Raw genomic sequence first — 24,852 nt, forward strand, 5'->3', positions numbered from 1 at the left:
CCCCGGATGTCCATGACCGCCCAAGAGGCAGCGCCCCCCCCGGCGGAGGACATGATCTGCCCGGCGGAGCTGATCTTTGACTTCGACGCTTTCCGACTGCAGTTCGCGGATGCACGTCAGGGGTTGAGCGATCACGCAAAGATCCGGGCCAAAGCGGTGGCTCTTCTGCGGGAGATGCAGCAAAACGGGCGCACCCAGATCGCCCAGGCCTTTGCTGATGCGCCCTTTGCGGCGCGCCCGATGACCCGCGCCTACACCTATCTGACCGACCAACTGGTGATGTCGGCGCTCTATGTGGCGCGCGAGGTCCTGCACCCCAAAGCCAACCCGACCTCGAGCGAGCGCCTCTCGGTCATCGCGGTGGGAGGATACGGGAGGGGCGAGATGGCGCCTTACTCGGACGTCGATCTGCTTTTCCTGACGCCCTACAAGATGACCGCCTGGGCGGAGAGCGTGATCGAGTCGATGCTTTACGTCCTGTGGGACATCAAGCTGAAGGTCGGCCACGCAAGCCGCACGATCAAGGAATGCCTGCGCCTTGGTTCCGAGGATTTCACGATCCGCACCGCAATGCTGGAACAGCGCTACCTCGCCGGGGACCGCGAGCTTGCCCATACGCTGGCCCAGCGGCTGCGGCGAGATCTTTTTGCGGGCTCGGGGCGTGAGTTCGTGGAGGCGAAACTCGCCGAGCGTGAGAGCCGCCACATCCGTCAGGGCCAGCGCTATGTGGTCGAACCCAATGTCAAGGAAGGCAAGGGCGGGCTGCGCGATCTGCAATCGCTCTACTGGATCGCGAAATACGTCCATAACGTACAGCGGGCCGCGGAACTGGTGGGCATCGGCGTGTTCACGCGCGAGGAATACGAAGGCTTCGCCGCGGCGGAGGATTTCCTCTGGGCGGTGCGGGCGCACCTGCATTTGCAGAACCGCCGCGCCTCCGAGCAGCTGACCTTTGACATGCAGGTTCAGGTCGCCGAGGCCATGGGCTATGAGGACAAGGCAGGCCGCCGGGCGGTTGAAGTCTTCATGCAGGAGTATTTCCTGCATGCGACCGAGGTCGGCGATCTTACGCGGATCTTTCTCACCAAGCTGGAGGCCGATCACGTCAAGGCGGAACCCATTCTGGAGCGGATTTTTCGGCGCAAGCCGCGGGTGCGCGCTGGCTACCAGGTCGTCAACAACCGCATCGCCATAGAGGACGACGCGGCGTTTCTGTCCGATGCACTCAACCTGTTGCGGCTCTTCGAGGAAGCGCTGAGGACGGGCATGCTGATCCACCCCGATGCGATGCGGCTGATCAAATCCAACCTGCATCTGATCGACGACGAGGTTCGCAACACGCCTGAGGCGCGACGCATCTTTTTCGATCTGCTGCTCAAGCACGGTAACCCCGAACGCGCGCTTCGGCGCATGAACGAGTTGGGGATGCTGTCGGCCTTTCTGCCGGAGTTTGAGCCCATCGTGGCCATGATGCAGTTCAATATGTATCACAGCTATACGGTCGATGAGCATACGATCCAGTGCATCAAGAACCTCGCGCAGATCGAACGGGGTGAGTTGGCCGAGGATCTGCCCGTGGCGTCCTCCATCCTCACCGAAGGGGTTGACCGCAAGGTGCTCTATACCGCGCTTCTGCTGCATGACATCGGCAAGGGGCGGCCAGAGGATCATTCGATCCTTGGGGCGCATATGGCCCGCAAGATCGCGCCGCGGCTCGGGCTCAACAAATCCGATACGGAAACGGTGGAATGGCTGGTGCGTTACCATCTGCTGATGTCGGATATGGCGCAGAAACGGGACATCGCCGATCCCCGCACGGTGCGGGATTTCGCCAAGGCGGTGCAGACGGTCAAGCGGCTGGATCTGCTCTGCGTGTTGACGGTCTGCGATATCCGGGGAGTTGGCCCCAATACCTGGAACAACTGGAAGGCCGTGCTGATCCGCGCGCTTTATCGTCAGACGCGCCGGGCGCTGGAGACCGGGTTGGAGGATCTCAACCGCGAGAACCGCGGTGCCGAGGCCAAGCGCGCGCTGCGCGAGGCACTTGCCGACTGGCCGCGCAAGGATCTGCAAAAGGAGACCGGTCGCCATTACGATCCCTATTGGCAGGCGCTGCATGTGACCGCTCACGTCACCTTTGCCCGGATGCTGCGCGACGTGAAGGACGACGAGATCCTGATCGACCTGCACCCGGACGAAGATCGCGACGCCACGCGGGCCTGCTTTGTCATGGCGGATCACCCGGGCATTTTTGCGCGGCTCGCGGGCGCGCTGGCCATGGTGGGCGCGAATGTGGTCGATGCCCGCAGCTACACCACCAAGGACGGCATGGTGACGGACGCCTACTGGATCCAGGATGCGGATGGAAACCCCTATGACGCGAGCCGCCTGCCGCGCCTGCGCAAGACCATCGAACGGACCCTGCGCGGCGAGGTCGTCGCCCGCGACGCGCTCAAGGACCGCGACAAGGTCAAGAAACGCGAGCGCGCGTTCCGGGTGCCCACTCATATCACCTTCGACAACGATGGCTCGGAGATCTACACGATCATCGAAGTCGATACCCGCGACCGCCCCGGACTGCTGCATGATCTGGCACGGACGCTGGCCAGCGCAAACGTCTATATCGCCAATGCGGTCATCGCCACCTACGGCGAGCAGGTGGTAGATACGTTCTACGTCAAGGATATGTTCGGGCTCAAATATCACTCTGCCGCCAAGCAGCGCGCGCTGGAACGCAAGCTGCGCGCGGCCATCGACGAGGGCGTCGAAAGGGCGCGGGAGTGAAGCCCATCCGCCTGCTCCAGGGCTTTTTCACGGTGGGCGGCTGGACCTTGATGAGCCGCGTTCTGGGGTTCGTGCGCGATGCGATGATCCTCGCCTTTCTGGGCACGGGCCCGCTCTATCAGGCCTATGTGGTGGCGTTCCGCCTGCCCAACATGTTCCGGCGCTTCTTCGCAGAAGGCGCGTTCAACATGGCCTTCGTGCCGATGTTCTCCAAGCGGCTGGAGGCGGGAGACGATTCCGATGGATTTGCGTCGGATGCCTTTGCGGGGCTGGCGACGGTCCTGATCGGGCTGACGGTACTGGCCATGGCGACGATGCCCTGGCTGATCTTTGGGCTGGCGTCAGGCTTTGCCGGGCAGGAGGAATTTGCGCTCTCGGTAGAGTTCGGGCGCATCGCATTCCCCTACATTCTCTTTATCTCGCTTGCGGCACTGTTGTCGGGCATGCTGAACGCCTCCGGCAGGTTTGCCGCCGCTGCCGCAGCGCCGGTGCTGCTCAACGTGCTGCTGATCGCTGCCCTGGGTGGGGCCGCCTGGCTGGGCGGCGATGTAGCGCGCGCGCTGATCTGGGCGATCCCGGTCGCAGGAGTGGCGCAATTCGGGCTGTTGTGGGTGGCTACAAAACGCGCGGGCTTCACCATCCGGCCGCGCAGACCACGTCTGACACCGGAGATGCGGCGGCTTATCCGAGTGGCAATCCCCGCCGCCCTTGCCGGTGGGGTGGTGCAGGTCAACCTGCTCGTCGGGCAGCAGGTGGCCAGCTATTTCGACAAGGCCGTGGGGTGGCTGTTTGCGGCTGACAGGCTCTATCAGCTTCCGCTCGGCGTGGTGGGTATCGCGGTGGGCATCGTGCTCCTGCCGGATCTGTCGCGCCGCCTGCAGGCGCGCGACGACGACGGTGCCCGTGACGCGCTGAGCCGTGCGGCAGAGATCGCGCTGGCACTCACCATCCCCTCAGCGGTGGCACTGGTGATCATCCCCTTCCCGCTGGTCTCGGTGCTGTTCGAGCGCGGGGCGGCGACCGTCGATGACACCGCGGCCATCGCCGTTGCCGTTGCAATCTACGGTCTGGGGCTGCCTGCCTTCGTTCTGCAAAAGATCCTTCAGCCGGTTTTCTTCGCCCGCGAAGACACCCGGCGCCCGTTTCACTACGCCGTCGTCTCCATGGTGATCAACGCTTGCCTCGCCATCGGCCTTGCGCCTGTTGTCGGCTGGATCGCACCTGCCATCGCCACGACCGTGGCCGCCTGGATGATGGTGGCGCTGCTGCGCATTGGCGCCCGCAGCTACGGCGATGTGGCAAAGTTTGACAGCCGGTTCCGGGGTCGTATCTGGCGCATGGTCGCCGCCGCGCTCTTCATGGGCTTGGTGCTGTGGTGGTCAAAGGCCGGGCTCAGCCCTTTTCTGGGCCTGCCGTGGTGGCGCGCGCTCGCACTGGCCGTGCTCATCGGGATCGGCGTCGTGAGCTATTTCGGGATGGCCCATCTCATCGGTGCCATCCGCCTCAACGAATTGCGCGGCGCCTTCAGACGCAGCAGTTGAAGGCCTTTGGAACGGTTATGCCGTTGTGGTCTCTCCTGAAACCCGACCCCTTGCGGACCTCAGACCACACCACCCTGTGGGGATAAGTTTGATCACGCACACAGCTCCACGATTGCTCAGCAAAGGTAGGGAAGTGTTAAAACACCCAACCTTACACCTGAGACCTCCCGCTTCGTTCAAAGCACCTGCGCAACAGGCACTGTTGCGCCACCCTTCGGAACGGCGCTTCGGTATAGACGGTGGGGATCTCAGGTTTGAGGTTGGATGTTTTAGAACCGAGGGGCGGAAGCTGCGGTGCCTGCGTCACTCCTTGAACTGCATCTCGGCCGGATCAAAGGTCGTCACCTGCACGTAGAGCAGACCGTCCCGGGTGACATAAGCATCCGCGCCCTTGTAGGGTTCGGCCAGCCACTCCGCTTCCACCCGCCAGGAAACGCTGACCGTATCGCCCACAGTCTTGACCTTCTCGGGAATAAACGTCGCGCCCCGAAATCCCCCTTGGCTGCGGGACCGGCAGAAATTGGTAAAGACCTCGCCGATAGCGCCCCGCCCCTCCAGCCAGATGCCGCCCGGCACAACGAAGAGCACCTCTTCGGGGTATTGCGCCATCAGCCGGTCCCAGTCACAGGCGTTGAGCGCGTCGAGATGTTCGAACGTCACCATCTCGGCGTTGGGCTGGGGCACGTAGGCGGGCAGTTTCCGCGGGTTTTCCTGTGCAAGAACCGGCAAGGCAAGCGCGAGAGCCGCGCAGACTGCAGGGATAATCCTCATGATGGTCTCCTGTGATCCATTGCGCGCGAGCTTATCTGCCCAAACACGTTTTGCGTGCATCAAATCCACCCGAAGGCAGATTCTGACCGCCAGCAGTGACCCGATCGCCGCAATCCAGCCATCCAAGTCCCTACCGACCGCGGGCCAGGTTGATGCCTATCGGCAGTTGCTGCGGGTGTGGTGATGATTTCAGTTGGTCCACTCCCAAGACGCTGGCTGCACCCAGGGCGCGGTTATTGCGCGGCAGCAAGTGCCTGCTCCAGCACATCTGCATCTCCGATATGATTGGCCAGCAGCAGAATGAGCCGGGCGTTCAGCGCCGCGCTTTCCGTATCTGTCTTGCCCTCATGCGCGGCAATCAGTGCGGCGTAGAACTCATCGGGGGTCGGGATATTCGGCTCTGTGTTCAGCTTGGCCACGCGCTACTCCCTTGCACAGGCGCGCATCAGCGCAGCTTGGACAGCGGTAGGATCATAGGCCGACCACCGCGCGGTAATGTGCTGGTCCGGCCGGATGAGGTACACGGCCTGCGCGCCCGTGCCCAGATACCGCGCCGCGAGCGCACCCGAAAGATCATCGGAGGTGCGGAACACGACCCGCCTCAGCGGAATAGGGGCGGTCTCCGGAAGATCCGGGAGATCCACATTGATGCCCAGCAGCACAAAACTGTCACCAAGATGCTCCAGCAGATGGCCATTCCCCACAGGCGCGTCGACGCAGGCGCTGCCCACGCGCGTGCGCGCAGGCCCGCCGGGCAGCGCATCAGGGCCGTTGAGCGCCGCGCCGTCGTAGACGCATGGCACCGACAACCGACCCGAATTCACCAGCGGTCGCGCAAAAGGGTAAGTTTCGGCCAGCTTGAGCACCGCGTTGCGGAAGGTCTGGCTGACCTTTGATTTGGGCGTAATGAAATCGGTCGCGCGCGTGGAGTTCAGGATGTTCTCCTCCGCTGCGGCGATGCGCTCGGTGTCATAGCTTTCGAGCAGTTGCGGAGGGGCCAGCCCCTTGACCACCAACCCCAACTTCCAGCCGAGATTATCAGCGTCCTGAATGCCGGAGTTCGCGCCGCGCGCGCCGAAGGGTGACACCTGATGCGCTGCGTCGCCCGCAAAGATCACCCGGTTATGGCAAAACCGCTGCATCCTGCGGCACTGGAACGTATAGATGGAAGACCAAACAAGACGGTACTCCACCCCTTTCCCCAGCATCGCGTCCAGACGGGACCGTATGTTTTCCTCTTTCAATTCTTCCGCGCGGTCGATGTCCCAGCCGATCTGAAAATCGACGCGCCAGATGTTATCGGGCTGCTTGTGCAGCAAGGTGGAGGCACCGGACTTGAACCAAGGATCGAACCAGAACCAGCGCTCGGTCGGAAAGCTGCTCTGCGTCATCTCGATATCCGCGATCAGGAAATTATCCTCGAAGACACGACCTTCGAAATCCAGCCCCAGCATGCCCCTCAGCGGCGAGCGCGCGCCATCGCAGGCCACGACCCATCCAGCTTCGATCTGATAGTCGCCATCTGGTGTTGCGATGTCGAGCCGCGCATGATCATCGTGTTGCTCGATCGCCTCCACCCGGTTCCTGCCGCGGATCTCAATGGGCGCGCCGCGCGCCTGCTCTGCAGAAATCTGCTCAAACAGGAACTTCTCAAAGTAGGGCTGCTGCAGGTTGATGAAGGCGGGATGCGCATGACCATCCTCGGGCAACAGGTCGAAGTCGAATACCTGACGGTCGTCCTGAAAGACCCGGCCGACGTTCCAGACCACGCCCTTGTCCAGCATCGGACCGCTACAGCCGAGCCTGCTGGCGATCTCCAGTGTGCGCTTGGCAAAGCAAATGGCGCGGCTGCCGGTGCCGACGCCTTCGTGATCGTCCAGCAGCAGAACGGGCACCCGCTGTCGACCCAGATCGAGCGCGGTGGCAAGGCCCACCGGACCGCCGCCCACCACGACGACAGGGTGCCGCACCGGGCGGGCTGCGCTCTGGTCCGGGCTCTGCCGGTAGGGGTAAAGCTCGAATGCCAGCGAATATCGGTCGTCCAGCACGGCTCAGCCCTGCAGTGCTTCCCACATCTCCAGATCGCGGGTGTCTGTCCAGATGCGGGGGGTGTCCATGCCACGCGCCTCGTCATAGGCGCGGCTGACGTTGAAGGGCAGGCAATGCTCATAAATTGCGTAATCGGCGAATTTCGGATCGCAGGCGGCGCGCACCGCGTCCCAGGCGTCTTTCAAAGCCCCCCCGCGTGCGGCAACGCGGGCGGCTGGCCGGTAGGTGCTGTCCACAAAGTCGCGGGTGCTGTGGATGGCGCGGGCCACCGCCTCGCGGCCCACCAGCGCGCCGCCACGCCCCGGTGCGATGGCGTCCACATCATAGGAGGCGATCCGGTCCAGCGTCTTGCCCCAATCAGCGAAGTGCCCGTCACCGCAATAGCAGGCCGAGTGATCCTCGACGATGTCACCGGTGAACATCACGTTCTCATCGGGCACATGGATCACCGCGTCGCCTGCCGTATGCGCGCGCCCCAGATGCCGAATATCGACGCGCCGCTGCCCCAGATAAACGGTCATGCTTTCGCTGAAGGTAGTCGTCGGCCACGTCAGACCAGGGATGCTCTCATAGCCTTCGAAGAGCCGGGGGAAGCGCTGAAACTCGCTGTCCCAGTCCTCCTGCCCCCGCTCCGCGACCATGGCGCGCGCGGTGTCAGACATGATGATCTGATCCGCCCCATATGCGGACGAGCCCAGCACGCGCACCGCATGGTAGTGGGTCAGCACCACATGGCTGATCGGTTTGTCGGTGACACTGCGCACCCGCTCGATCACCTTGTGCGCCAGCCGCGGGGTGGCTTGCGCTTCAACGATCATTACGCTGTCATCGCCGATGATCACGCCGGAATTGGGATCCCCCTCTGCCGTGAAGGCATAAAGGCCGCGCCCCACCTCATCAAAGGTGATCGTCTTTTCCGTCATATCGCCCTGAGACGCGAATGCCTTTGCCATCTGGGGCTCCTTTTTAGGGTTATTTCTTGCCCGGTGTGCCGTCGAACTTCTTTTCGATGTCGTCCCAGCAGTCGATGTAATCGTCCTGCAAAGGCGCCTCGCTGGCGGCAAATCGGGTCAAATGCTGGGGAAAGCGCGTCTCGAACATAAACGACATCGTGTTGTCGAGCTTATCCGGCCCGAGGTTGGCGTTCGACGCCCGCTCGAACGCCGTGTTGTCCGGTCCGTGCGGCAGCATCATGTTATGCAGGCTGATCCCGCCCGGCACGAAGCCTTTGGGCTTGGCATCATACTGGCCGTAGATGTTGCCCATCAACTCCGACATGATGTTCTTGTGATACCATGGCGGGCGAAACGTATCCTCCGCCACCATCCAGCGTTCGCGAAACAGCACGAAATCGATGTTGGCGGTTCCCTCCTGACCCGATGGCGCGGTCAGCACGGTAAAGATCGACGGATCAGGGTGGTCAAAGAGCACCGCGCCGACCGGGCAATAGGTGCTGAGATCGTATTTCACCGGGCAGTAGTTCCCGTGCCAGGCCACCACATCGAGCGGTGAGTGCCCGATCTCGGTTTGGTGAAACTGACCGCACCACTTGATGATGAGGGTGGAGGGGACGTCGCGATCCTCAAAGGCGGCGACGGGTGTCTTGAAGTCCCGCGGATTGGCCATGCAGTTGGCACCAATGGGGCCGCGGCCCGGCAGTTCGAACTTCTGGCCGTAGTTCTCACAGACGAAGCCGCGCGCGGGGCCCTCCAGCACCTCAACGCGGTAGACCAACCCGCGCGGTATGATGGAGATTTCCCGGGGCGCAAGCTCGATGATCCCCAGTTCCGTGCAGATGCGCAGCAGGCCTTCCTGCGGGACAACCAGCAATTCGCTGTCGGCGGAGTAGAAATACTCATCCACCATGGAGGCGGTCGCCAGATAGACATGCGCCGCCATGCCCACCTGCGTGTTTACATCCCCTGCCGTCGTCATCGTCCGCATACCGGTGACGAAGGTCAGATCATCGGTGCCGTGCGGCACCGGGTCCCAGCGGTACTGGCCCAGGCTGATCACGTCCGGGTCCACGTCGGGCGCTGATTTCCAATAAGGCATGTCGATCTTTGCGTAGCGCCCGCTGTGCTTGACCGACGGGCGGATGCGGTAGCACCACGTCCGCTCATTCCGGTGGCTCGGCGCGGTAAAGGCCGTGCCTGAGAGCTGCTCGCCATAAAGCCCATAGTTGCATTTCTGCGGGCTATTCATGCCCTGCGGCAAGGCCCCGGGCAGAGCTTCCGTCTCGAAATCGTTGCCAAAGCCCGGCATGTAGCCCGCGGTCGTCCCGCCGGTGCTCGGGGCCATGGTCATCTCGCTGGGCTGGGCGTGTTTGTTCATGTCGCGCTCCGGATCAACAAAGGGTGCATTGTCCTTTCTGCACTATTCATTGCACTTGCAATGATGTCAAGAATGTTCATTGTAAGTGCAACAAATCAGACCCGCAGAAAGGACATAGCATGGCGGACACCTTGCCCGATTTCGATCTGGAGCAGTATCTGCCCTACCGGATGACCGTCATCGCGGCCCAGCTCAGCGCTGATCTGGCCGCCCAATACAAAAGCCGCTTTGGCATCTCCATGCCGGAATGGCGGGTCCTGCTGAACGTGGGCTACAGCACCACGCCCTCGGTACGTGACATCGAAAAACGCGTGAGCCTGGAGAAATCCAAGGTGAGCCGGGCTGCCTCGCGGCTTGAAGCAAAGGGCTATCTGGTCAAAACTGTGGATGCCCGCGACAAGCGCCTGCTCAAGTTGAGCCTGACGGCGGCGGGCGTGCATCTGCTCCACCAGCTGATCCCGATTGCGCAAGCCTTTCAGACCGACCTGGATACGCGACTGGGGGAGAGCTGCGGCGCGCTCCACAAAGCGCTCGACCGGCTGTCAGAGCGAACGCCGTGATCACGCTCTACGACAGCCCCGGCTCCTCGGCGAGCTACCGGGTGCGCATCGCGCTCGGCCTTGCCGAGGAACGGTGGCAGACCAAGACAGTGGATTTGCAGGGTGGCGGGCAGCGCAAGCCTGCCCACCTGGCAAGAAACCCTCAGGGACGCGTTCCGGTGCTGGATGTGGACGGCCTGCAGCTGACGCAATCGCTGGCCATCATTGAATATCTCAACGGTACGCGCAGACTGGGCCTCCTGCCGGACACCCCCGCCGCGCGAGCGCGGGTGCAGGCACTCGCTCATGCCATCGCCATGGAAATCCACCCTATCTGCAATCGCGCCACGGCCACCTGGGCGGTGGATCGCTCCGGCGGCACCATCGCGCTGGATACTTGGATGCAGCACTTCATCGCGACGGGGCTGGCCGCCTACGAAGAGATGCTGGACGGCAGCGCATATTCCTTCGGGGCCGGTGTCACGCTGGCAGACCTCTGCCTGATACCGCAGCTCTATAACGCACGGCTCTGGGGCGTCGACCTGGCTGGATGCCCAAAGATCCAGCGGGTGGAAGCGACCCTGCAAGCAATCCCCGCCGTGCGGCACGCGCATCCTGATCGCGCCCCGACCTACGGGTCCGATGACGTCTCGGGATCCCCCTGAGGCGGACGGGGTGCGCCTTCATCTCGGGTTGTGGACAGCCCCGGACAGGGCCTCATCTGATGGGCAGGTTTACGGTTCAGCCAGAACTGGCGCTCGTCATCCGCGATTGCGAGCCAAAGACCGTCAGTGTCGGAGCGTGACCGCTTTGACGACGCAACACGCGGGTTCTAGCCACTGGCATAGTAAGGAAAGCGTACCTGCCAGGCCTAAAGACCCTAGGCAGTGACGGTACTGCGTGCAGGGTAGTCGTTCTCTCTTAAAAAGTCGACCTTGGCCAGCATGCCCACTAGATCGGGCCGCGCCATCGGCATGTTCGAGATATCCGCGAGATAGAGCCTGCCATCGGGCCGGATCCAAAAGAGCCCAGGCTCATTGAAGACATCCGGCTCCCCTTCCCTGATGGACCGTGAGATCCACAGCCCCCAATTCTGTGCCTGCTCGAGACTCAGCGAGTGGGCCACCCGCAAACCGTCGATATCCCAATCGTCGACGGACTTCTGCGCCGTTTCCGCATTATTCATGGAAACAGCGACAACACCGAAACCCGCTGCGGTGTACCCGTCCAGCAGCCCTGCAAGCTCACCCAGATAGGTCTTGCACAGCGGGCAGTGGTGACCCCGGTAGAAGACCACCATCGTAAAGCTCTCAGGACGCTCGTCTGCGAGATCGAACGTACCACCCCCGACAAGCGGCAGGGCTAGATCCGGGGTACCCCCGTCGGGCGTCAGTTTCTGGCTCATGTCGGGCACTCCTGGAATAATAACTGTCTTTTCTAAGACGCTATCTGTCATTGTTGGCAGCGGAAAATCAGGTAGTGGGTCACTTTGAAATCTAGCCCCTCGCGCGGGCGCGAACCTTTGATTTGCACCGGATCGCATCTGGCCCCATATTGAGGGCATGACCGACAAACCCAAGAGACCAAGAGACGCGAACCAGTTGGCCAAGTTCATTGTGGACGTGGCTACAGGCGAGGAGCCTGAGTATGAGCTTGATACTTCGGGGCAGCGCAAGGGTGGTTTGAAGGGTGGCAAGGCTCGCGCTGAAAAGCTAACTCGCGCTCAGCGAGAAGAAATTGCGACCAAAGCTTCAAACGCTAGGCGGAAAAAAGATCACGCTGACGAGTAGGTCCATATTTTTTCTCGATCTCTGGCGTCACCAGCCCGCTCTCTTTTCCTTTCAAGATGATGTATGGCTCCGTCAGTGCTTCCCGGAAGCGGAACCGGAATTGGCGAGTAGTGCCCAGTTTTTCCAACATCCTTCCACGCTCATGGGTAGCAAACTGATCAAGGTGATATGAAAAAGCTGGAACCCCGTAGCTTTGCTTCATCAGGTCAGACAAGACCGTTGCAACATCCTTTGCCAAAAACCTTCCGCTGACATCTTTAGGGGCAAGCGCACAGGCCAATAATACCGGAAAGAAGATATTCTCTTTTCTTTCTGAATGTATCGCATCATCAAAATTTGTTCGTATCGTGCTGTTACTTTCGCCGATTGCTCGCGATCTCGCTTCTTCGATCACGGAAGAATCAACTAATGTAATCTTTCTATCACAGGCTGTCTGACAGGCGTGCAGGCCGAGCAAATGCGCATAAAACGGCAGCCCCTTAGATAGAAACACGCAGTCCCAAAGTGCATCTTCAGTGACTTTTAGCCCCAATCCCCGGATGCGAGTGTGAATGACTTCGATAATCTCTTGATCGTTCATTCGTGGCATCTCAACCTGCGCAACAGCTCTATCAATTGACTCATGGCCCTCGATAAGATCGGCTACGCTGTCTGCAATCCCGACAATGAAAAAGGTTACATTTGCGCCTTCATCACTGATCAACTTCACTGTTTCAGCGACTTCCTCTTTTACTCTTCGGCTGCTTATTTTGTCGAACTCATCAATTACAATAATTGGGGTGACGGAGGCGGAGAACTCTTCAAACTCCAACAGCACATCATCGGCAGTGATTTCCTTTTCCAGATAGTAGTCGGCTACCTTGCGGCGTTTCCCATCCGGGCTTTCGGAGGATATCCGCTTAAAGACCTTTAAGAAAAGACTGGTGAATGTGTCTTCTGCAACCCCGGCGACACGGACGTACTGAATTCGTGCAGCGTTTTGGTCGGCTATGAATTTAAATACATTCACAAGTGAGGATTTTCCAACCCCTCGCTCGCCATACACAATGGCATGACTTCCGGGTGACCTAATTCGCTGCGTGAGTTTTTGAATCTGAGGAAGGCGGCCGGCAAAGAGTTCGCTCTGCTTGATTGGAGTGCCAGGAGTGAAGACCTGTTCACACTCAAACCTCAAGTTTTCCCAGTCCTCATCTGACATAGTGTTGGGATTAAGAAAGCCGCTCGCCGTGCCTATTGGAAATTCCACGATTCGCCCCTACATCGCTCCACAATTGCTAAATAAGGGCTTCACCGCTGTCAATCTGGTCAATTTATCTTGACTATCGGTCAGTTTGAAATTAGGTTCAGCTTATGAGAAAGCTCGACACCAAAACCCGCGCCCTAATCATCCGCCTTTTGGTAGAGGGCAATAGCATCCGTGCCATCAGCCGCATCGCAGACGTGTCCAAGAACACCGTCAACAAGCTGCTGATCGACGCGGGCGCGGCGTGCGCCAAGTATCACGACGAGCATGTGCGCAGCGTTCGGGCGTCTGTGATCCAGTGTGACGAAATCTGGAGCTTCACCTACGCCAAGCAGAAGAACGTTGCAGGCGCGAAGGCTGCACTAGATCACGCGGGCGACACTTGGACGTGCACCGCAATCGACAGCGATAGCAAGCTAATCGTGTCTTACATGGTCGGTGGACGGGACAGCGAATATGCAATCGCGTTCATGGATGATCTGCGCGACCGTCTGGCGAACTGGGTGCAACTAACCACTGACGGTCACAAAGCCTATCTTGAAGCCGTAGAGGGCGCGTTTGGCGGCGATGTGGACTATGCACAGCTTATCAAGATGTACGGCGGCGAAACTGGCACCAAAGGCCACGAGAAAAAGTACAGCCCCGCAGAATGTACCGGGATCAAGAGGCGCACCGTCGAAGGCAATCCAGACAAATCTCTGATCAGCACCAGCCACGTTGAGCGTCAGAACCTCACCATGCGGATGCACATGCGCCGCTTTACACGCCTGACCAATGGGTTCTCAAAGAAGGTGGAAAACCACATGCACGCGGTTGCGCTGCACTTCATGTGCTACAACTTCGTGAAGGTGCATCAGACCCTGAAAGTGACGCCAGCAATGGAAGCTGGTTTGACGGATCGCCTCTGGGATATTTCCGATCTGGTGGCTATCGTGGATGCAAACGAGCCAGCACCTAAAAAACGCGGCCCTTACAAACCTCGCAAGAAATCAATTTCAAAGTGACCCATTACCGAAAATCACGTTCGCTTGACATCGAGCGGCGGTTACCGGGCACCCGCGGCGCGTTGATCCCGAGCGGCGGGGACCGCATCGTTTCAGTTCCAGACCGACAATTGGACGCCAAAGGTACCGATGAGATTAAACTCAATCCATACGCTTTGGATCAAACCTATGGCCAACCGCCCACACCACATGGCAAGCCAAAAAGCGCCCCCGCGAATGGCTTGCCGTCAGATCAGACGTCGCGGCGCCTTGCGGCCGTTGCGGCGGGCTCAGGTCCGCATGCTGGCATCGGTGCCCCATGGGCGTTGACTACCCGGTGCGGGCCTCCGTGCTTTCCCGGACGACCCGTCAACCCATGTCGGGAGTTATACGCTGGGCTCCGCCTCTAAGTCGCTGTCACCGTGGATGCCGCTGGGCGGTGGAATGGCTTTGCAAAGCCATTCGCCGCGCTGCTCTACGCCCAGTACTTCCCATACGCCTGGTTTGACGATCCGTAGTTCTGGCCAAAGGCCTTTGGCGCGTTGCAAAATGCGACGATGGGTCGGCTCACCTTGACCGCCTGCAACGCCGCGACCGCATCGCGCACCGCGGCGCGGGGGCTGCGGTCGTGATCGGTCACCAACACATGCGCGCCCATCAGCGCCGCGATCTTCGGCGCGTCCGGCAACACGAGAATTGGTGGCGTGTCAAAAAGCACCACGTCGTAATGCTGGCGCAGGGCGTTGATCAGTTCCTCAAAGCGAGGCGATTCAAGCAGGTCCGCGGGGTTGGCCGACGAGTTCCCGCTGGCCAGAAAGTCGAAATCAACACTGCCCGGCGACACGATGGCCTCTGACGGATCCAGCCGGTTTGCCAGGACCTCCTGCAGCCCCGGCTGATCGTTCGCAACGCCCAGATAGTTGGACAGCGTCCCGGCCCGCATGTCTCCATCCACAACGATCACCCGCTTGTCGATCATGGCGAAACTGTGACCGAGCGCCTGGGTCAACGTCGATTTCCCCTCGGACGGAAGCGACGAAAAAATCCCGGCGACCATCGTCTCATTGGGTGCAGTAGCAGAGCAGGTCAACCGGTGCCGCAAGGCGCGCACACCTTCCAGAAACGGTGCGACCTTGCGCTTGGACTGCGTGAAATCCATTGGTTTGCCCCGGCTGAGAAAACCCCGTTGCGCGGCGGGCAGCTGCACGACCGTATCGCAGCCCGTGATCTCGATCAGATCGGACACGCGGCGCACCCGGTCGTTGGCGGCCTCTCGCACCAGAACATAGGCAATGCCCAGAAACAGCCCCAGCACCGCGGCAATCGCCACCATCCGGCGCCGACCCTGCGCGTCGGTGCGCAGCGGTGCTTCGGCCCGGGCCAATACCTGCGCCCCCGCATCGCGAAGACCGGTCTGGATCACCAGTTCCTTGAGCCGGGCCAATGAGGCCTCATAGACCTGCGACGTGGTCTCGACCTCCACTTCGAGCTGGCGCAGCCCGACAGTGAACGCATTCATCTCCGCCACCCGGCTCTCGATCTGCTCACGACCGTCCTGGAGCGCATTGCGCAGCCGTGTCAGCCGCGTGTCTTCGGCGTTGAGCGCGACCGTGAGCGCGTCGATGTCTTGTGGCGTCGCTTGCTCGGCGTTCCCTCCCGTCAGTACGCGGGACGCGATGCGCGCGAGTGCGGCGTCACCCTCAATGGCCTGAACCAGCGCCGCAGTATCCCCCTCGGGTACCTCATCAAGCACGGTGCGGGCCGCGGCAATCTCGGCCAGCGCCTCTTCGGTCGTGGCCAGCCGCGCGCGCACATTGGCGGCCTCCGAGGCAAGCGCATCAGCGGATTCCAAGGTCGCATTCTGAGCGCTGCCGCGATACTCCTGCAGACTTTCCTGGTCCTGCTCCAGCTGCAAACGCAATTCGTTCACGCGGGTCGCAAGGGCCTCCGCCGCCCGCTCGGTCTCGTTCTGGCCACTTTGCACACGGTAATCCAGATAGGCATCCAGATAAGCGTTGGCGATGGCGGCGGACCTGCCCGGTTCGGTTGTCGTGGCCCGGATCACAATGGCGTTGCTGCCCGGCTGCACCGTGGTCAGCGTCATCTCGGCCAACCAGTCAAGCGCATACTGCCGCACGGCAGCTTCGGAATAGATTTCATCCTCCGGCGTGTCCTCCGGCAGGGAGAGGTTCGGGTTCACCTCCGGATCATTCAGCAAATCAAGGCGGTCCATCACGTCGAGCGCGACACTGCGCGAATCGAGGATCGTCAACGCATTGGCCAGCGCCCCCTGGCTGACCTCAATCCCGCCCGCGCTGTCGAATTCGACGATCTCCAGATTGCCCCGCGCCAGCAACATCTGGGCTTCGGCGGTGTAGGTATCGTCCGACCGCAGCACCAGCAGACCGGTGAGAAAGGCGAGGCCGAAGGTCGATATCAGGATCGGACGCTTGTTCCGCCACAAAAGCTGCCACAGCGCGACGATGCCAACGGGGGCGTCATCCTGTTCCGGGCCAGCGGCAAAAGGTTCTCGGGGAGGCGTGTAATTCATGGGGACGGCTCATTCTTCACTGGACAATGGCCGCACCCGACAGCACCGCTGCGGGTCGGCACCCATCCGACAGCTGCTTAATAAGACTGTTCGACACGGCATGAAAGGGTTAATGCTCAAACCTTGTGCCCGGCGGGACATGCATGGAAGAAAGCCGCCCAAGCGCACAGTATAGTGGCACCGCAGCCGAACATGCCGCAGGATCGTCTGGCCAGCGCTTGCGCGTGATATGATTAAGGATGTAATCCCGGTTTTAATAACGCTTCTGACTTCCGAGACACAGGTGATGTGCAGATGACACTACCGAACTACTTTTACGGCGGCCCGCCCAAGGCCGGGTCCTCCTGGATCTACAGCCTTCTGGCGACGCATCCGCAGGTCTTTGTGCCCGACGGGAAATACGTTCAGTTCTTCACCGATTTCTACGACCGCGGGTTGGAGTGGTATGCAGGATGTTACGAGGACGCAGGTCCCGAGCATATAGCGCGCTGCGACCTCACGACCGATTACCTTTTCGTACCCGAAGCTGCAGAGCGGTTGGCCAAGCATATCCCTGACGCACGCATCTTTTTTTCCCTGCGCAATCCGGCAGAGCGTGACTGGTCAGCCTATCAACACCTGCTGCGCACCGGTCAGGCCCACGGCCCGCTGGAGACAGAAGCAGACAGTGCGCATCGGCTGCTCTCTTCCTGCAGCGCCTATTCCGATGCCATCGAGCGCGCCTGGCGGCTCTTTGGTCGCGAGAACACCCACATCCTGTGGTTTGATGACATCAGGTCCGAGCCACAGGTGGCCGCTGATTCCCTCTATGAATTCCTCGGCGTCGAAAAGCGCCCCATCCGGCAGGAAGACAGCGGTGCCAAGAACGTCGCCCGCGCTGCGCGGAACACCCGGCTCAACGGTGTGTTGAAGCAGGGCGCCATCGCCCTGCGTGCCGCGGGTCTCAGCAAGGTGCTGGGCAAGCTCAAGAACAGCGCCATGATCGACAAGGTGCTCTTTAGTGCAGACCGGGTGCCAAAGCTGCGCGACAGACCGGAAGCGCAGGCATTCCTGGCCAAGCGGCACGCCGCGGAAATCGACCGGCTGGAGACGCTGTTGTCGCGCGATCTGTCTGACTGGCGAGCCCATCCGTGACAGCCGCTGCGCAGTCTCTGCGCGTCTCGGACGCCATGGAAGAGCTGAGCTGGCGGGTCTATATCGCCGCCATCCTGCTGAGCTTCTTCGTGGTGATCGAACCCGCGCCGACCGATATGGTGTTCATGATCGGCGTCGCCATCTTTTGCTTCTCACGCCCGGTCAAGGTGCGCTTTCTGGGCGGCGCAATCTGGCTGGGCGTGTTCCTGTATCTGGCGTTTTCGGTCCTGTCGCTGATTTTTGTGGAGTATGTGATGGTGCGCGCGGTACGCGCTGTCATCATCGAGTTCTACATGATCGGTCTCTTCGTGCTGACGGCCTACTATATGAAGGTGCGCGGCGATGCAGGCTTTGCCACGGTTCTCACCGCGCTGACCATCGGGGGGACGCTGGCCTCGCTGATCGCAATTGTCGGGCTGCTCGATCTCATCCCCAACAGCGACATTCTGTTCCGCGGCGAGGGTGTGCGCTACCGCGTCAAGGCCACCTTCAAGGACCCCAACGTCTTTGGTCCATACCTCGTGCCGTGCATTCTTTTCACCTTCTGGGTCATTGTCGAATCTGCGCGATTCCGTCTGCTGGCCGTGGGGGTCATGGGGCTTTTGCTGATCTCGCTGCTCTCGACCTATTCGCGCGGCGCGTGGATCCACACCTTCATCTCGCTGTCGGTATTTGGCCTCGCACTGATGATCTACCGGCCGACGGCACGCTCGACCTTTGCGTCCTTCATCTGGGTCGCCGTCTTGATCTGTGCCACGATCCTGCTCTTTCTTGACCAGATCACCGCGCGCATTGCGGATTCCTTTCTGGGGGAACGGCTGTCACTGCAGAGCTATGACACCTCGCGTTTCAACTACGTCGCCGATGCTGCAAAGAACATATGGGAACATCCCTTTGGGATCGGACCCTATCAGGCCACATTCGTCTACGGATACCTGCCGCATAACACATTTGTCGCCTTCGCCATGCACAACGGGATCCTTGCCAGCCTAGGGCTCTTCCTGATCTACGCGGGGTCCATGGCACGTTGTTTTCTCAAGATTGTGGGGCAGCGCCCCGGCTGGACGAAATACGCGCTGATCTTTGGGGTGCTGCTGGGGCTGAGCGTGCTGATGCAGGTGGTGGGTGCAATCCACTGGCGCCACCTTTATCTGGTCTGCGGCTTGGCCTTCGGGACCTACACAACTGACAGATTACTGGTCAATGGCATGCCTTTGTGGCCCTGGCGCAAGGCCCCGCGGCGACGGTGGCTTGCCGCAGAATGACCTTTCCGAGCATCAGGATTAAACGCACATGAAACGGCTCATGCTCGGCAGCGTGCTTTCTGCCGCTCTCAAGATCGCCAGCGCGGGGCTGACGTTCCTGATGTTCATGTTCCTGGCCCGTGTGCTGGGCCCCGTGGAGTACGGCCTGTTCGCATCGATGTTCGCACTGGCGACAGTGGGATCGGTTGCGTCGCTCTTTGGTCAGCATACGTTGATCATCAAGACGCTGTCGTCGCTGGGCGAAGCACAGGAGGCTGCAGCAGACCGGCGCAAGGCCATGCGGCAAAGCTATCTCGTGACACTGGCGGGCGGTGTCTGCTTTATCGCGGTGATCATGATTGCGGGGCTGGCGGCCCGGCAGGCCGGTGTCGATGTGGACATGCGGTATCTGATCGGCGCCGCGGCCCTCGTCTTGCCCTTTACCCTCTCGGAGCTTGTCTCGCACCAGTACCGCGCCTTTGGCTCGATCCTGTGGGCGCTGGCGCCACGTGATGTGATCTGGCGCGGCGCGGTCGTGCTGGCCTGTCTGGGTGCGGCCGGTTTGCCCTTTATCTTTACGAATGCACTGACCGCGATGATCGCGCTGTCCGTCGGTCTGGCAGCCATTGTGGCTGTGCAACTGCTGGCCATGATAAGGCAGCACAGCGCGCGTTTCGCGGCCCGGCCCGGCGCGCAGAGCACACACCGGATGGACTGGCGCATGTCGGGTTGGATGTGGCTGGCGTCCCTCGGCACCATGGGCGGCAGTCTCAATCTGTCGGGGGCCGCCTTGTTCCTGCCGCCTGATCAGGTGGGGGCCTATTTTGCGGCACAGAAAACCTCTCAGCTCTTGCAGTTGCCGATTATCGCGATCGACATCGCGGCCACCCCGGTCTTTGCCCGGATGCACGCCCAAAACGACTTCGATGGTCTGCGCAACGTCGGTCGCAAGCTCGCAATGCTGATCGCGGTGCCACTGGCCATCGGTGCCGCGGTGATCTTCAGTTTCGCGCCGCAACTGCTGTCGCTGTTCGATCCGGCCTTTGCTGCGGCTGCGGGCGCGCTGACATTGCTGGCGGGCAGCTATCTGCTGATCGGGCTCGGCGGTCCGACCCGCCAGCTCATGCTGATGAGCAACGGCGAGCGGCAGGTCGTGCGTCTGACGCTGATTGCCGAAGGCATCGGACTGGCGCTGATCCCGGTGCTGGTGCCAGCCTTCGGGATCATGGGGGCTGCCCTTGCCGCCTGTGTGGCCCGGGTGCTGTTCACGGTGATGACGGTGCTGTGGTGCCGCGCCCGACTGGGAGTGGATACCTCCGTGTTGTCGCTGCTGCCGGGCGTCTCGGTCCCGCGCTGAGCGGGGCGTATCAGGTCGGTGTCGCGCCAGAGCGGTAAGGGAGGAAGCCACCTTCCCTCCATCGAGGAGGATCGGTGGCTGCCCGGTCCAAAGGCCCGGGGGCACCTGCACCCGGACCTTTTGCGCAGGAACCCCACGCGGGATATACTTTACCATCCGACGATACCGTGAGCGTTGCCATCAAAACAGGCTCTGATCCGTGCAAAGCGGATCAGGCGGGAAATGGCCATGGCGGTGTCTGGACAAAACCGCTCAAACAGGGTCAGTGTCTGGACGCGCACGCCAGGTATATGAGTAAGGGATACGGGACCAATGAGCACAGCCGTCACAGCCATCATGAGATACACCAGAGCGGGAACCATGACGGCCCTGTTCTGCGCCATGTGCCTGTTCGCGATCCTCGCCTCTGGTACGTCGGCCCTGGCTCAAAGCTACCGCTTGGCACCGGGCGACCGGGTGCTCGTACAGATCGTGCAGCTGGGTAACCTGAGCTACGTTGGCACCGTTGGCACCGCCGGCAACATCCGCCTGCCGTATCTCGGGACGCATCAGGCAGCGGGCAAGACGCTGGACGAGCTGGCACAGGAGATCTCTCTTGCTGTCGCAGGTCAACAGATCCGCACCTCGCAGGATGGGGTGAGCACTGTGATCGTGCTCGATGAGCAGGACATCTTCCTGGATATCGAAACCTACCGCCCCGTGACCGTGGTGGGTGCGGTGGCCGCGCCCGGGCGCCTGCCGTTCGAGCCCGGAATGAACGTGCGCGCGGCGATCGGATCGGCTGGCGGAACCTCCACCTCCGGTCAGCGCGACGGCGTGCAGCAGGCAAACTTCCGGCTGCGGATGGCGGAGCTGCGCGAGACCGAAGCCTGGATGGCCGCAGAGCTGTGGCGCATTGACACGCTGCTCACCGGCAAGGACAGCGGCGCGCCGATTGACGGCGATTTCAAGGTCATTACACAAAGGCTCGATGACGATGACATCGTCGATCTGCGCCGCCTTGTGGATGGCGCGCGGGATGGTGTGCAACGCGCGCGGGATGACAACAGCGCCCGCATCGCTCTCACGGAGAAGCGCATCGATTTTCTGGAAACGGCGCTCGAGCAATTCATCACCGCGTCGGAGATCGAGGAATCCCGCTTGCAGGACGTGCTTCAGCTGTCCGACCGTGGGCTGACGACAGTGAATGCACTGGACAATGCCCGCGAGGGCGCGCTCAACGCTTCATCCCGGCTGCTGACCACGCAGGCGGATCTGGCAGCGGCAGAGCGCGATTTGCAGACGCTGGAGATCGAAAAGCAGGGGCTCGATGCGGATTTCGTGCAAACGCTGCTGGATGAACGGGGCCGGGCGGAGCGCGAGTATGACGAAGTGCGCGCGCGGATCGCCACCCTGAACCGGGAACTGGCGCTCGGCGCACTGAGCGAGCAGGAAGACGAACAGACCCAGATCCAGATCCTGTTGCACCGCCAGAACAGCGCAGGCGAGATCACGACCGAGGTCCGCCCAAGCGAGCTGTTGGAGCCCGGGGACGTGGTTGAGGTAGTGCTCATGCTGGAGTGAGGACGCGGATCGACGCGCCCGTCCGGAAAGACACTCCCGGGCATCGCCCTGCTAGCAGATGCAGCACGGCGGCCTGCCAAGCCGCCTCACCGTGGGGAGAGATGCCTCGGAGTCGGGTTGTAAGGCCTGGCTAAAGGTCCTGCACCCTCGACGCGCTTGTTCTTTGCATGCCGACTCATGGCGCGTGGGAGAACCACCACTTTTTTCCGCATGACGCGCCTTCGCAGAGGCACGGCGAAGCAGGACAGACAATTGTCTCAGGGCGCGCAGACAGACGTCGGAGCGGCGAGCTGGTTCTCGGCCTCGGCCGCGCCGATCTTGTTCCAGACGCCACCGCCCGACGACATGATCAGGTTGCTTTCCACCCGTACGTTGCGGGCGAAATCGCCGATCCCGCCCAGCCGCACGGCGTCACGTTCGATCTGGCACAGGCAGTTGCCGCGCAGGGTGATGTCTTCGAACAGCCCCTTGGCGCTGTCGAACTTGTGGCGGTAGACCATGATGCCGTACTCCTCCACATCCATCACGAAATTATCCGTGACCTCAACGTCATAGAGGTTCGGATGCTCCGGATCGCGAAGCGATTCGCGCGCCAGCACGATGCCGTTGCGCGCGCCCAGGACGGCGTTGCGCCGGATGTCGATATGCGCCAGCGTCCGGCTGCCTGCGTCGATATAGATCCCGTGGTCCGCGATGCCGTGGATGACATTGTCCGTGATCACGCCGTTGATCGCACCGGCCTTGGCGTCTATCCCGTACTGGCGCGTGTCAAAGATGTAGTTGTTCCGGATCACGAACCCGTCGACCCCTGCACCAAGGCTGATCGCCTCGTTCACCCCATCGGGGACGTTGGTATTGGTGACCCGGTTGCCCTCCACCAGCACGTCAAAGAGGCGGTATTCATCGACCTTGGTGATGTAGCGCATGACGATCCCGGCCACGAAAATGGCAGAATTGCCGGTGGTATCAATGTCATTGTCGAGAATCCGGATGCCCCGCTCCCCGTCGATAGTCCCCTCGACAAATATGCCGTCGCGTGGCGCGTTCTGAAGCCGAAAACCCGAAACCGTGATGTGGCTCGCACCGCGCACGGCAATAAGCCCACGCAGCTTGAAGGTGTGGGAGGCTCCATCAATCACCGGGCGGGCTGCCCCATCCGCCTGCCCCGCAATGACGATCGGGTGTTCTGCGGTGCCGGACGTCCTCACAAGGACAGGCTGGTAGTCGCCGGGCGCCACGATGATCCTGTCACCGGGTCGTGCATCATCGACGGCTGTCTGTATCTCGCCGAAGGGCCGCGCCTCGCTCCCGTCACCGGGCCCTGCGGCTTGCGCATCCACATAGACAGAGCGCAGCGGCACGGTCTCGGTCCGCTCCGGCAGGGTTTGCTGCGCCAGCAAGCGGGCTGCTGCGTCGGCGTGGCTGAGGTTTTCCTGACCCAGCAGTTCCATGGTACCGACGCACCATGGACCGGGGCCTTCCATGGCCCGCGCATCCGGAGCGGCGAGCAACAGGATCGACAGGGTCAGCGACATCAAGGTGAAGGCACCTGCACGTATGATCTTCATCGAACGAACTCCCATCCCGGTCAAAACACACTGACGCAGAGTACGCACAATCGGCGCGCAGATGTCCACATCGGCCCGGATGAATCAGCGCCAATCCGCATCTTGGCTCTGGCAGATGCAGCATCAGGGTCGTATCAAGACGGTGGGCGTGCCTGCCAGTTCGGCACCGCCCCCTTAGGCGCAGGAATTTTAGGCAGACGATGAACCCCAGTTTCAATACCGCGGACATGCGCCTGCACATCGCGTTTGCCAAGATACGTCTGACGGACAATGAACGCGCCGCTGCCGAAGATCTTGCCCGGCAGGTGCAGGACTGGGATGGGTTCATTGAGACTGCCGTGCGAAACTTCAGCTTGCCGAACATGCGTATGCATCTGGCCAACATGGATCCGGGTTGCGTGCCTGCCGAGGTGCACGCCCAGCTGAAAACCGCGGCCAACGCCTTTGCCATGCGCAACATGCTGCTGATCTCGGCGCAGCGCGCCTTCAAGGAGCGGTGCATTGATCCGCTGGGCGAGACGGCGATCTTCTTCAAGGGGATCACGCTGGTGGGTCAGTACTATCCTGACCTGGGCCTGCGCCCCTGCCGCGACATCGACGTGCTCGTGCGACCCGGCTCGCTCCGCCCGATCGTGCTGCACGCGATCAAGGCAGGCTACCGTTTTGTGGTCGCGGGTCAGGCGGATCATCCGCTGACCGAGCCGTCGGAGATCGAGGCGGCGCTGCACTACCGCAACGATGCGACGCTCCTCTCTCCCGAAGGGATGGCCATCGACATGCAGGTCAAGCTCGACAAGTTCTCCGGCATCTTCGCGGAAACGGATGTCTTCGGTCAGGCCACACCGATCTCGCTGGGGGGAACCGAGTTTCTGACCATGCCGCCCGCGTTTCTCTTCAACTACATCTGCCACCATCACGCGCGCCATGTGTGGTCCCGTCTGCACTGGCTGAGCGATCTGGACGCGATGGTCAGCGCACCGGTCTTCGATGAAGCCGCGACCCTAGCGTTGGCGGACAGGCTGAACCAGCGCGGCACGGTGGAGGCCAGTCTGGAGATGCAGCGCCTGATGTCGCCGACCGCCAATTGGGCAGACGCACCGGAGAGCTGGCGCGGGCAAAAGTTCCTGGAGTTGAGCCTGCGCAACCTCGCCGGTGATCTGGAACTGGAAAAGCGCATCGGTTTCACCATGAAGGGCGGTGAGTTCATGTTCGACTGGCAGGCCGACCCTGCCCTGATCCGCCGCGCGCGCTGGCGGCAGTGGCGACGGATGCTGCAGCCCACCATCCGGCAGTACACCAGATTTCCGCTGCCGCGGGGGCTGCGCTGGCTCTATGTTTTTCCGCGCTTCGTCCATCTGATGGAACGAACCCGCGACCGCACCGGCAAAGAGGCGGAATAGG

Annotated in this window: 20 protein-coding genes; 11 read left to right on the plus strand and 9 right to left on the minus strand. The window is 61.4% G+C overall.

Annotated elements, in window-relative coordinates; translation table 11 throughout:
* The first annotated feature begins 12 nt into the window (after positions 1–12).
* Both Q1A53_RS11825 and murJ read left to right on the plus strand, forming a co-directional pair.
* Positions 13–2,784, plus strand: a complete 2,772-nt coding sequence (locus Q1A53_RS11825; RefSeq protein WP_299966805.1) for a [protein-PII] uridylyltransferase — start codon at positions 13–15, stop codon at positions 2,782–2,784.
* Complete coding sequence (murJ, locus tag Q1A53_RS11830) at positions 2,781–4,325, plus strand: murein biosynthesis integral membrane protein MurJ (RefSeq protein ID WP_299966677.1); 1,545 nt, start codon at positions 2,781–2,783, stop codon at positions 4,323–4,325. Before Q1A53_RS11825 ends, murJ begins: the two co-directional genes overlap by 4 nt.
* A gap of 303 nt (positions 4,326–4,628) precedes the next feature.
* Here the strand turns inward: murJ and Q1A53_RS11835 are convergent, their stop codons facing one another.
* The 5 genes from Q1A53_RS11835 to hmgA form a co-directional block, all read right to left on the minus strand.
* A complete protein-coding gene (locus Q1A53_RS11835) occupies positions 4,629–5,096 on the minus strand; it encodes a nuclear transport factor 2 family protein (protein WP_299966680.1) in 468 nt (155 codons plus the stop codon).
* 233 nt (positions 5,097–5,329) lie between these two features.
* Entirely contained in the window at positions 5,330–5,515 is a 186-nt protein-coding gene (locus Q1A53_RS11840; protein ID WP_299966683.1) for a DUF2783 domain-containing protein, read from the minus strand.
* Positions 5,516–5,518: 3 nt separating this feature from the next.
* Entirely contained in the window at positions 5,519–7,144 is a 1,626-nt protein-coding gene (locus tag Q1A53_RS11845) for an FAD-dependent oxidoreductase (RefSeq protein ID WP_299966686.1), read from the minus strand.
* Between the two features lie 3 nt (positions 7,145–7,147).
* On the minus strand, positions 7,148–8,098 hold the full coding sequence (locus tag Q1A53_RS11850) for an MBL fold metallo-hydrolase (RefSeq protein WP_299966688.1): 951 nt from the start codon (positions 8,096–8,098) through the stop codon (positions 7,148–7,150).
* A 19-nt stretch (positions 8,099–8,117) separates the two neighbouring features.
* On the minus strand, positions 8,118–9,479 hold the full coding sequence (hmgA, locus tag Q1A53_RS11855; protein ID WP_299966691.1) for a homogentisate 1,2-dioxygenase: 1,362 nt from the start codon (positions 9,477–9,479) through the stop codon (positions 8,118–8,120).
* 119 nt (positions 9,480–9,598) lie between these two features.
* Here hmgA and Q1A53_RS11860 point away from each other — a divergent pair, with 119 nt between their 5' ends.
* Positions 9,599–10,039 (plus strand): MarR family transcriptional regulator, encoded by a 441-nt coding sequence (locus Q1A53_RS11860; RefSeq protein ID WP_299966693.1) that lies wholly within the window; start codon positions 9,599–9,601, stop codon positions 10,037–10,039.
* Positions 10,036–10,683, plus strand: coding sequence for a maleylacetoacetate isomerase (gene maiA / locus Q1A53_RS11865; RefSeq protein WP_299966695.1), 648 nt, complete (start codon positions 10,036–10,038; stop codon positions 10,681–10,683). The genes Q1A53_RS11860 and maiA overlap by 4 nt, the downstream gene beginning before the upstream one ends.
* 215 nt (positions 10,684–10,898) lie before the next feature.
* Here the strand turns inward: maiA and Q1A53_RS11870 are convergent, their stop codons facing one another.
* Complete coding sequence (locus tag Q1A53_RS11870) at positions 10,899–11,423, minus strand: peroxiredoxin-like family protein (protein ID WP_299966697.1); 525 nt, start codon at positions 11,421–11,423, stop codon at positions 10,899–10,901.
* Positions 11,424–11,580: 157 nt separating this feature from the next.
* Between Q1A53_RS11870 and Q1A53_RS11875 the strand changes: the two genes are divergently transcribed.
* Positions 11,581–11,808, plus strand: a complete 228-nt coding sequence (locus Q1A53_RS11875; protein WP_299966699.1) for a histone H1 — start codon at positions 11,581–11,583, stop codon at positions 11,806–11,808.
* Here the strand turns inward: Q1A53_RS11875 and Q1A53_RS11880 are convergent.
* Positions 11,777–13,054: an ATP-binding protein gene (locus Q1A53_RS11880; protein ID WP_299966701.1), complete on the minus strand. Its 1,278-nt coding sequence runs from the start codon at positions 13,052–13,054 to the stop codon at positions 11,777–11,779. The two genes, Q1A53_RS11875 and Q1A53_RS11880, sit on opposite strands and share 32 nt — an antisense overlap.
* 104 nt (positions 13,055–13,158) lie before the next feature.
* Here Q1A53_RS11880 and Q1A53_RS11885 point away from each other — a divergent pair, with 104 nt between their 5' ends.
* Positions 13,159–14,055 (plus strand): helix-turn-helix domain-containing protein, encoded by an 897-nt coding sequence (locus Q1A53_RS11885; RefSeq protein ID WP_299966703.1) that lies wholly within the window; start codon positions 13,159–13,161, stop codon positions 14,053–14,055.
* 454 nt (positions 14,056–14,509) lie between these two features.
* Here the strand turns inward: Q1A53_RS11885 and Q1A53_RS11890 are convergent, their stop codons facing one another.
* Positions 14,510–16,585 carry a polysaccharide biosynthesis tyrosine autokinase gene (locus Q1A53_RS11890; RefSeq protein ID WP_299966705.1) on the minus strand — a complete coding sequence of 692 codons (2,076 nt, stop codon included), beginning with the start codon at positions 16,583–16,585 and terminating at the stop codon, positions 14,510–14,512.
* 294 nt (positions 16,586–16,879) lie between these two features.
* Here Q1A53_RS11890 and Q1A53_RS11895 point away from each other — a divergent pair, with 294 nt between their 5' ends.
* The 4 genes from Q1A53_RS11895 (at position 16,880) to Q1A53_RS11910 (ending at position 21,883) form a co-directional block, all read left to right on the plus strand.
* Positions 16,880–17,719 (plus strand): sulfotransferase, encoded by an 840-nt coding sequence (locus Q1A53_RS11895; RefSeq protein ID WP_299966707.1) that lies wholly within the window; start codon positions 16,880–16,882, stop codon positions 17,717–17,719.
* Entirely contained in the window at positions 17,716–18,984 is a 1,269-nt protein-coding gene (locus Q1A53_RS11900; protein ID WP_299966708.1) for an O-antigen ligase family protein, read from the plus strand. Before Q1A53_RS11895 ends, Q1A53_RS11900 begins: the two co-directional genes overlap by 4 nt.
* Before the next feature lie 28 nt (positions 18,985–19,012).
* Positions 19,013–20,320: a lipopolysaccharide biosynthesis protein gene (locus tag Q1A53_RS11905; protein ID WP_299966710.1), complete on the plus strand. Its 1,308-nt coding sequence runs from the start codon at positions 19,013–19,015 to the stop codon at positions 20,318–20,320.
* 336 nt (positions 20,321–20,656) lie between these two features.
* Complete coding sequence (locus Q1A53_RS11910; protein ID WP_299966712.1) at positions 20,657–21,883, plus strand: polysaccharide biosynthesis/export family protein; 1,227 nt, start codon at positions 20,657–20,659, stop codon at positions 21,881–21,883.
* 257 nt (positions 21,884–22,140) lie between these two features.
* Here Q1A53_RS11910 and Q1A53_RS11915 read toward each other — a convergent pair whose 3' ends face one another.
* Entirely contained in the window at positions 22,141–23,451 is a 1,311-nt protein-coding gene (locus Q1A53_RS11915; RefSeq protein WP_299966714.1) for a nitrous oxide reductase family maturation protein NosD, read from the minus strand.
* 200 nt (positions 23,452–23,651) lie between these two features.
* Here Q1A53_RS11915 and Q1A53_RS11920 point away from each other — a divergent pair, with 200 nt between their 5' ends.
* Positions 23,652–24,851 (plus strand): nucleotidyltransferase family protein, encoded by a 1,200-nt coding sequence (locus tag Q1A53_RS11920; protein WP_299966718.1) that lies wholly within the window; start codon positions 23,652–23,654, stop codon positions 24,849–24,851.
* The last annotated feature ends 1 nt before the right edge of the window (position 24,852 follow it).

Origin of the sequence: uncultured Roseobacter sp. (genome assembly GCF_947496515.1) — a bacterium.
Taxonomy (GTDB): domain Bacteria; phylum Pseudomonadota; class Alphaproteobacteria; order Rhodobacterales; family Rhodobacteraceae; genus Roseobacter.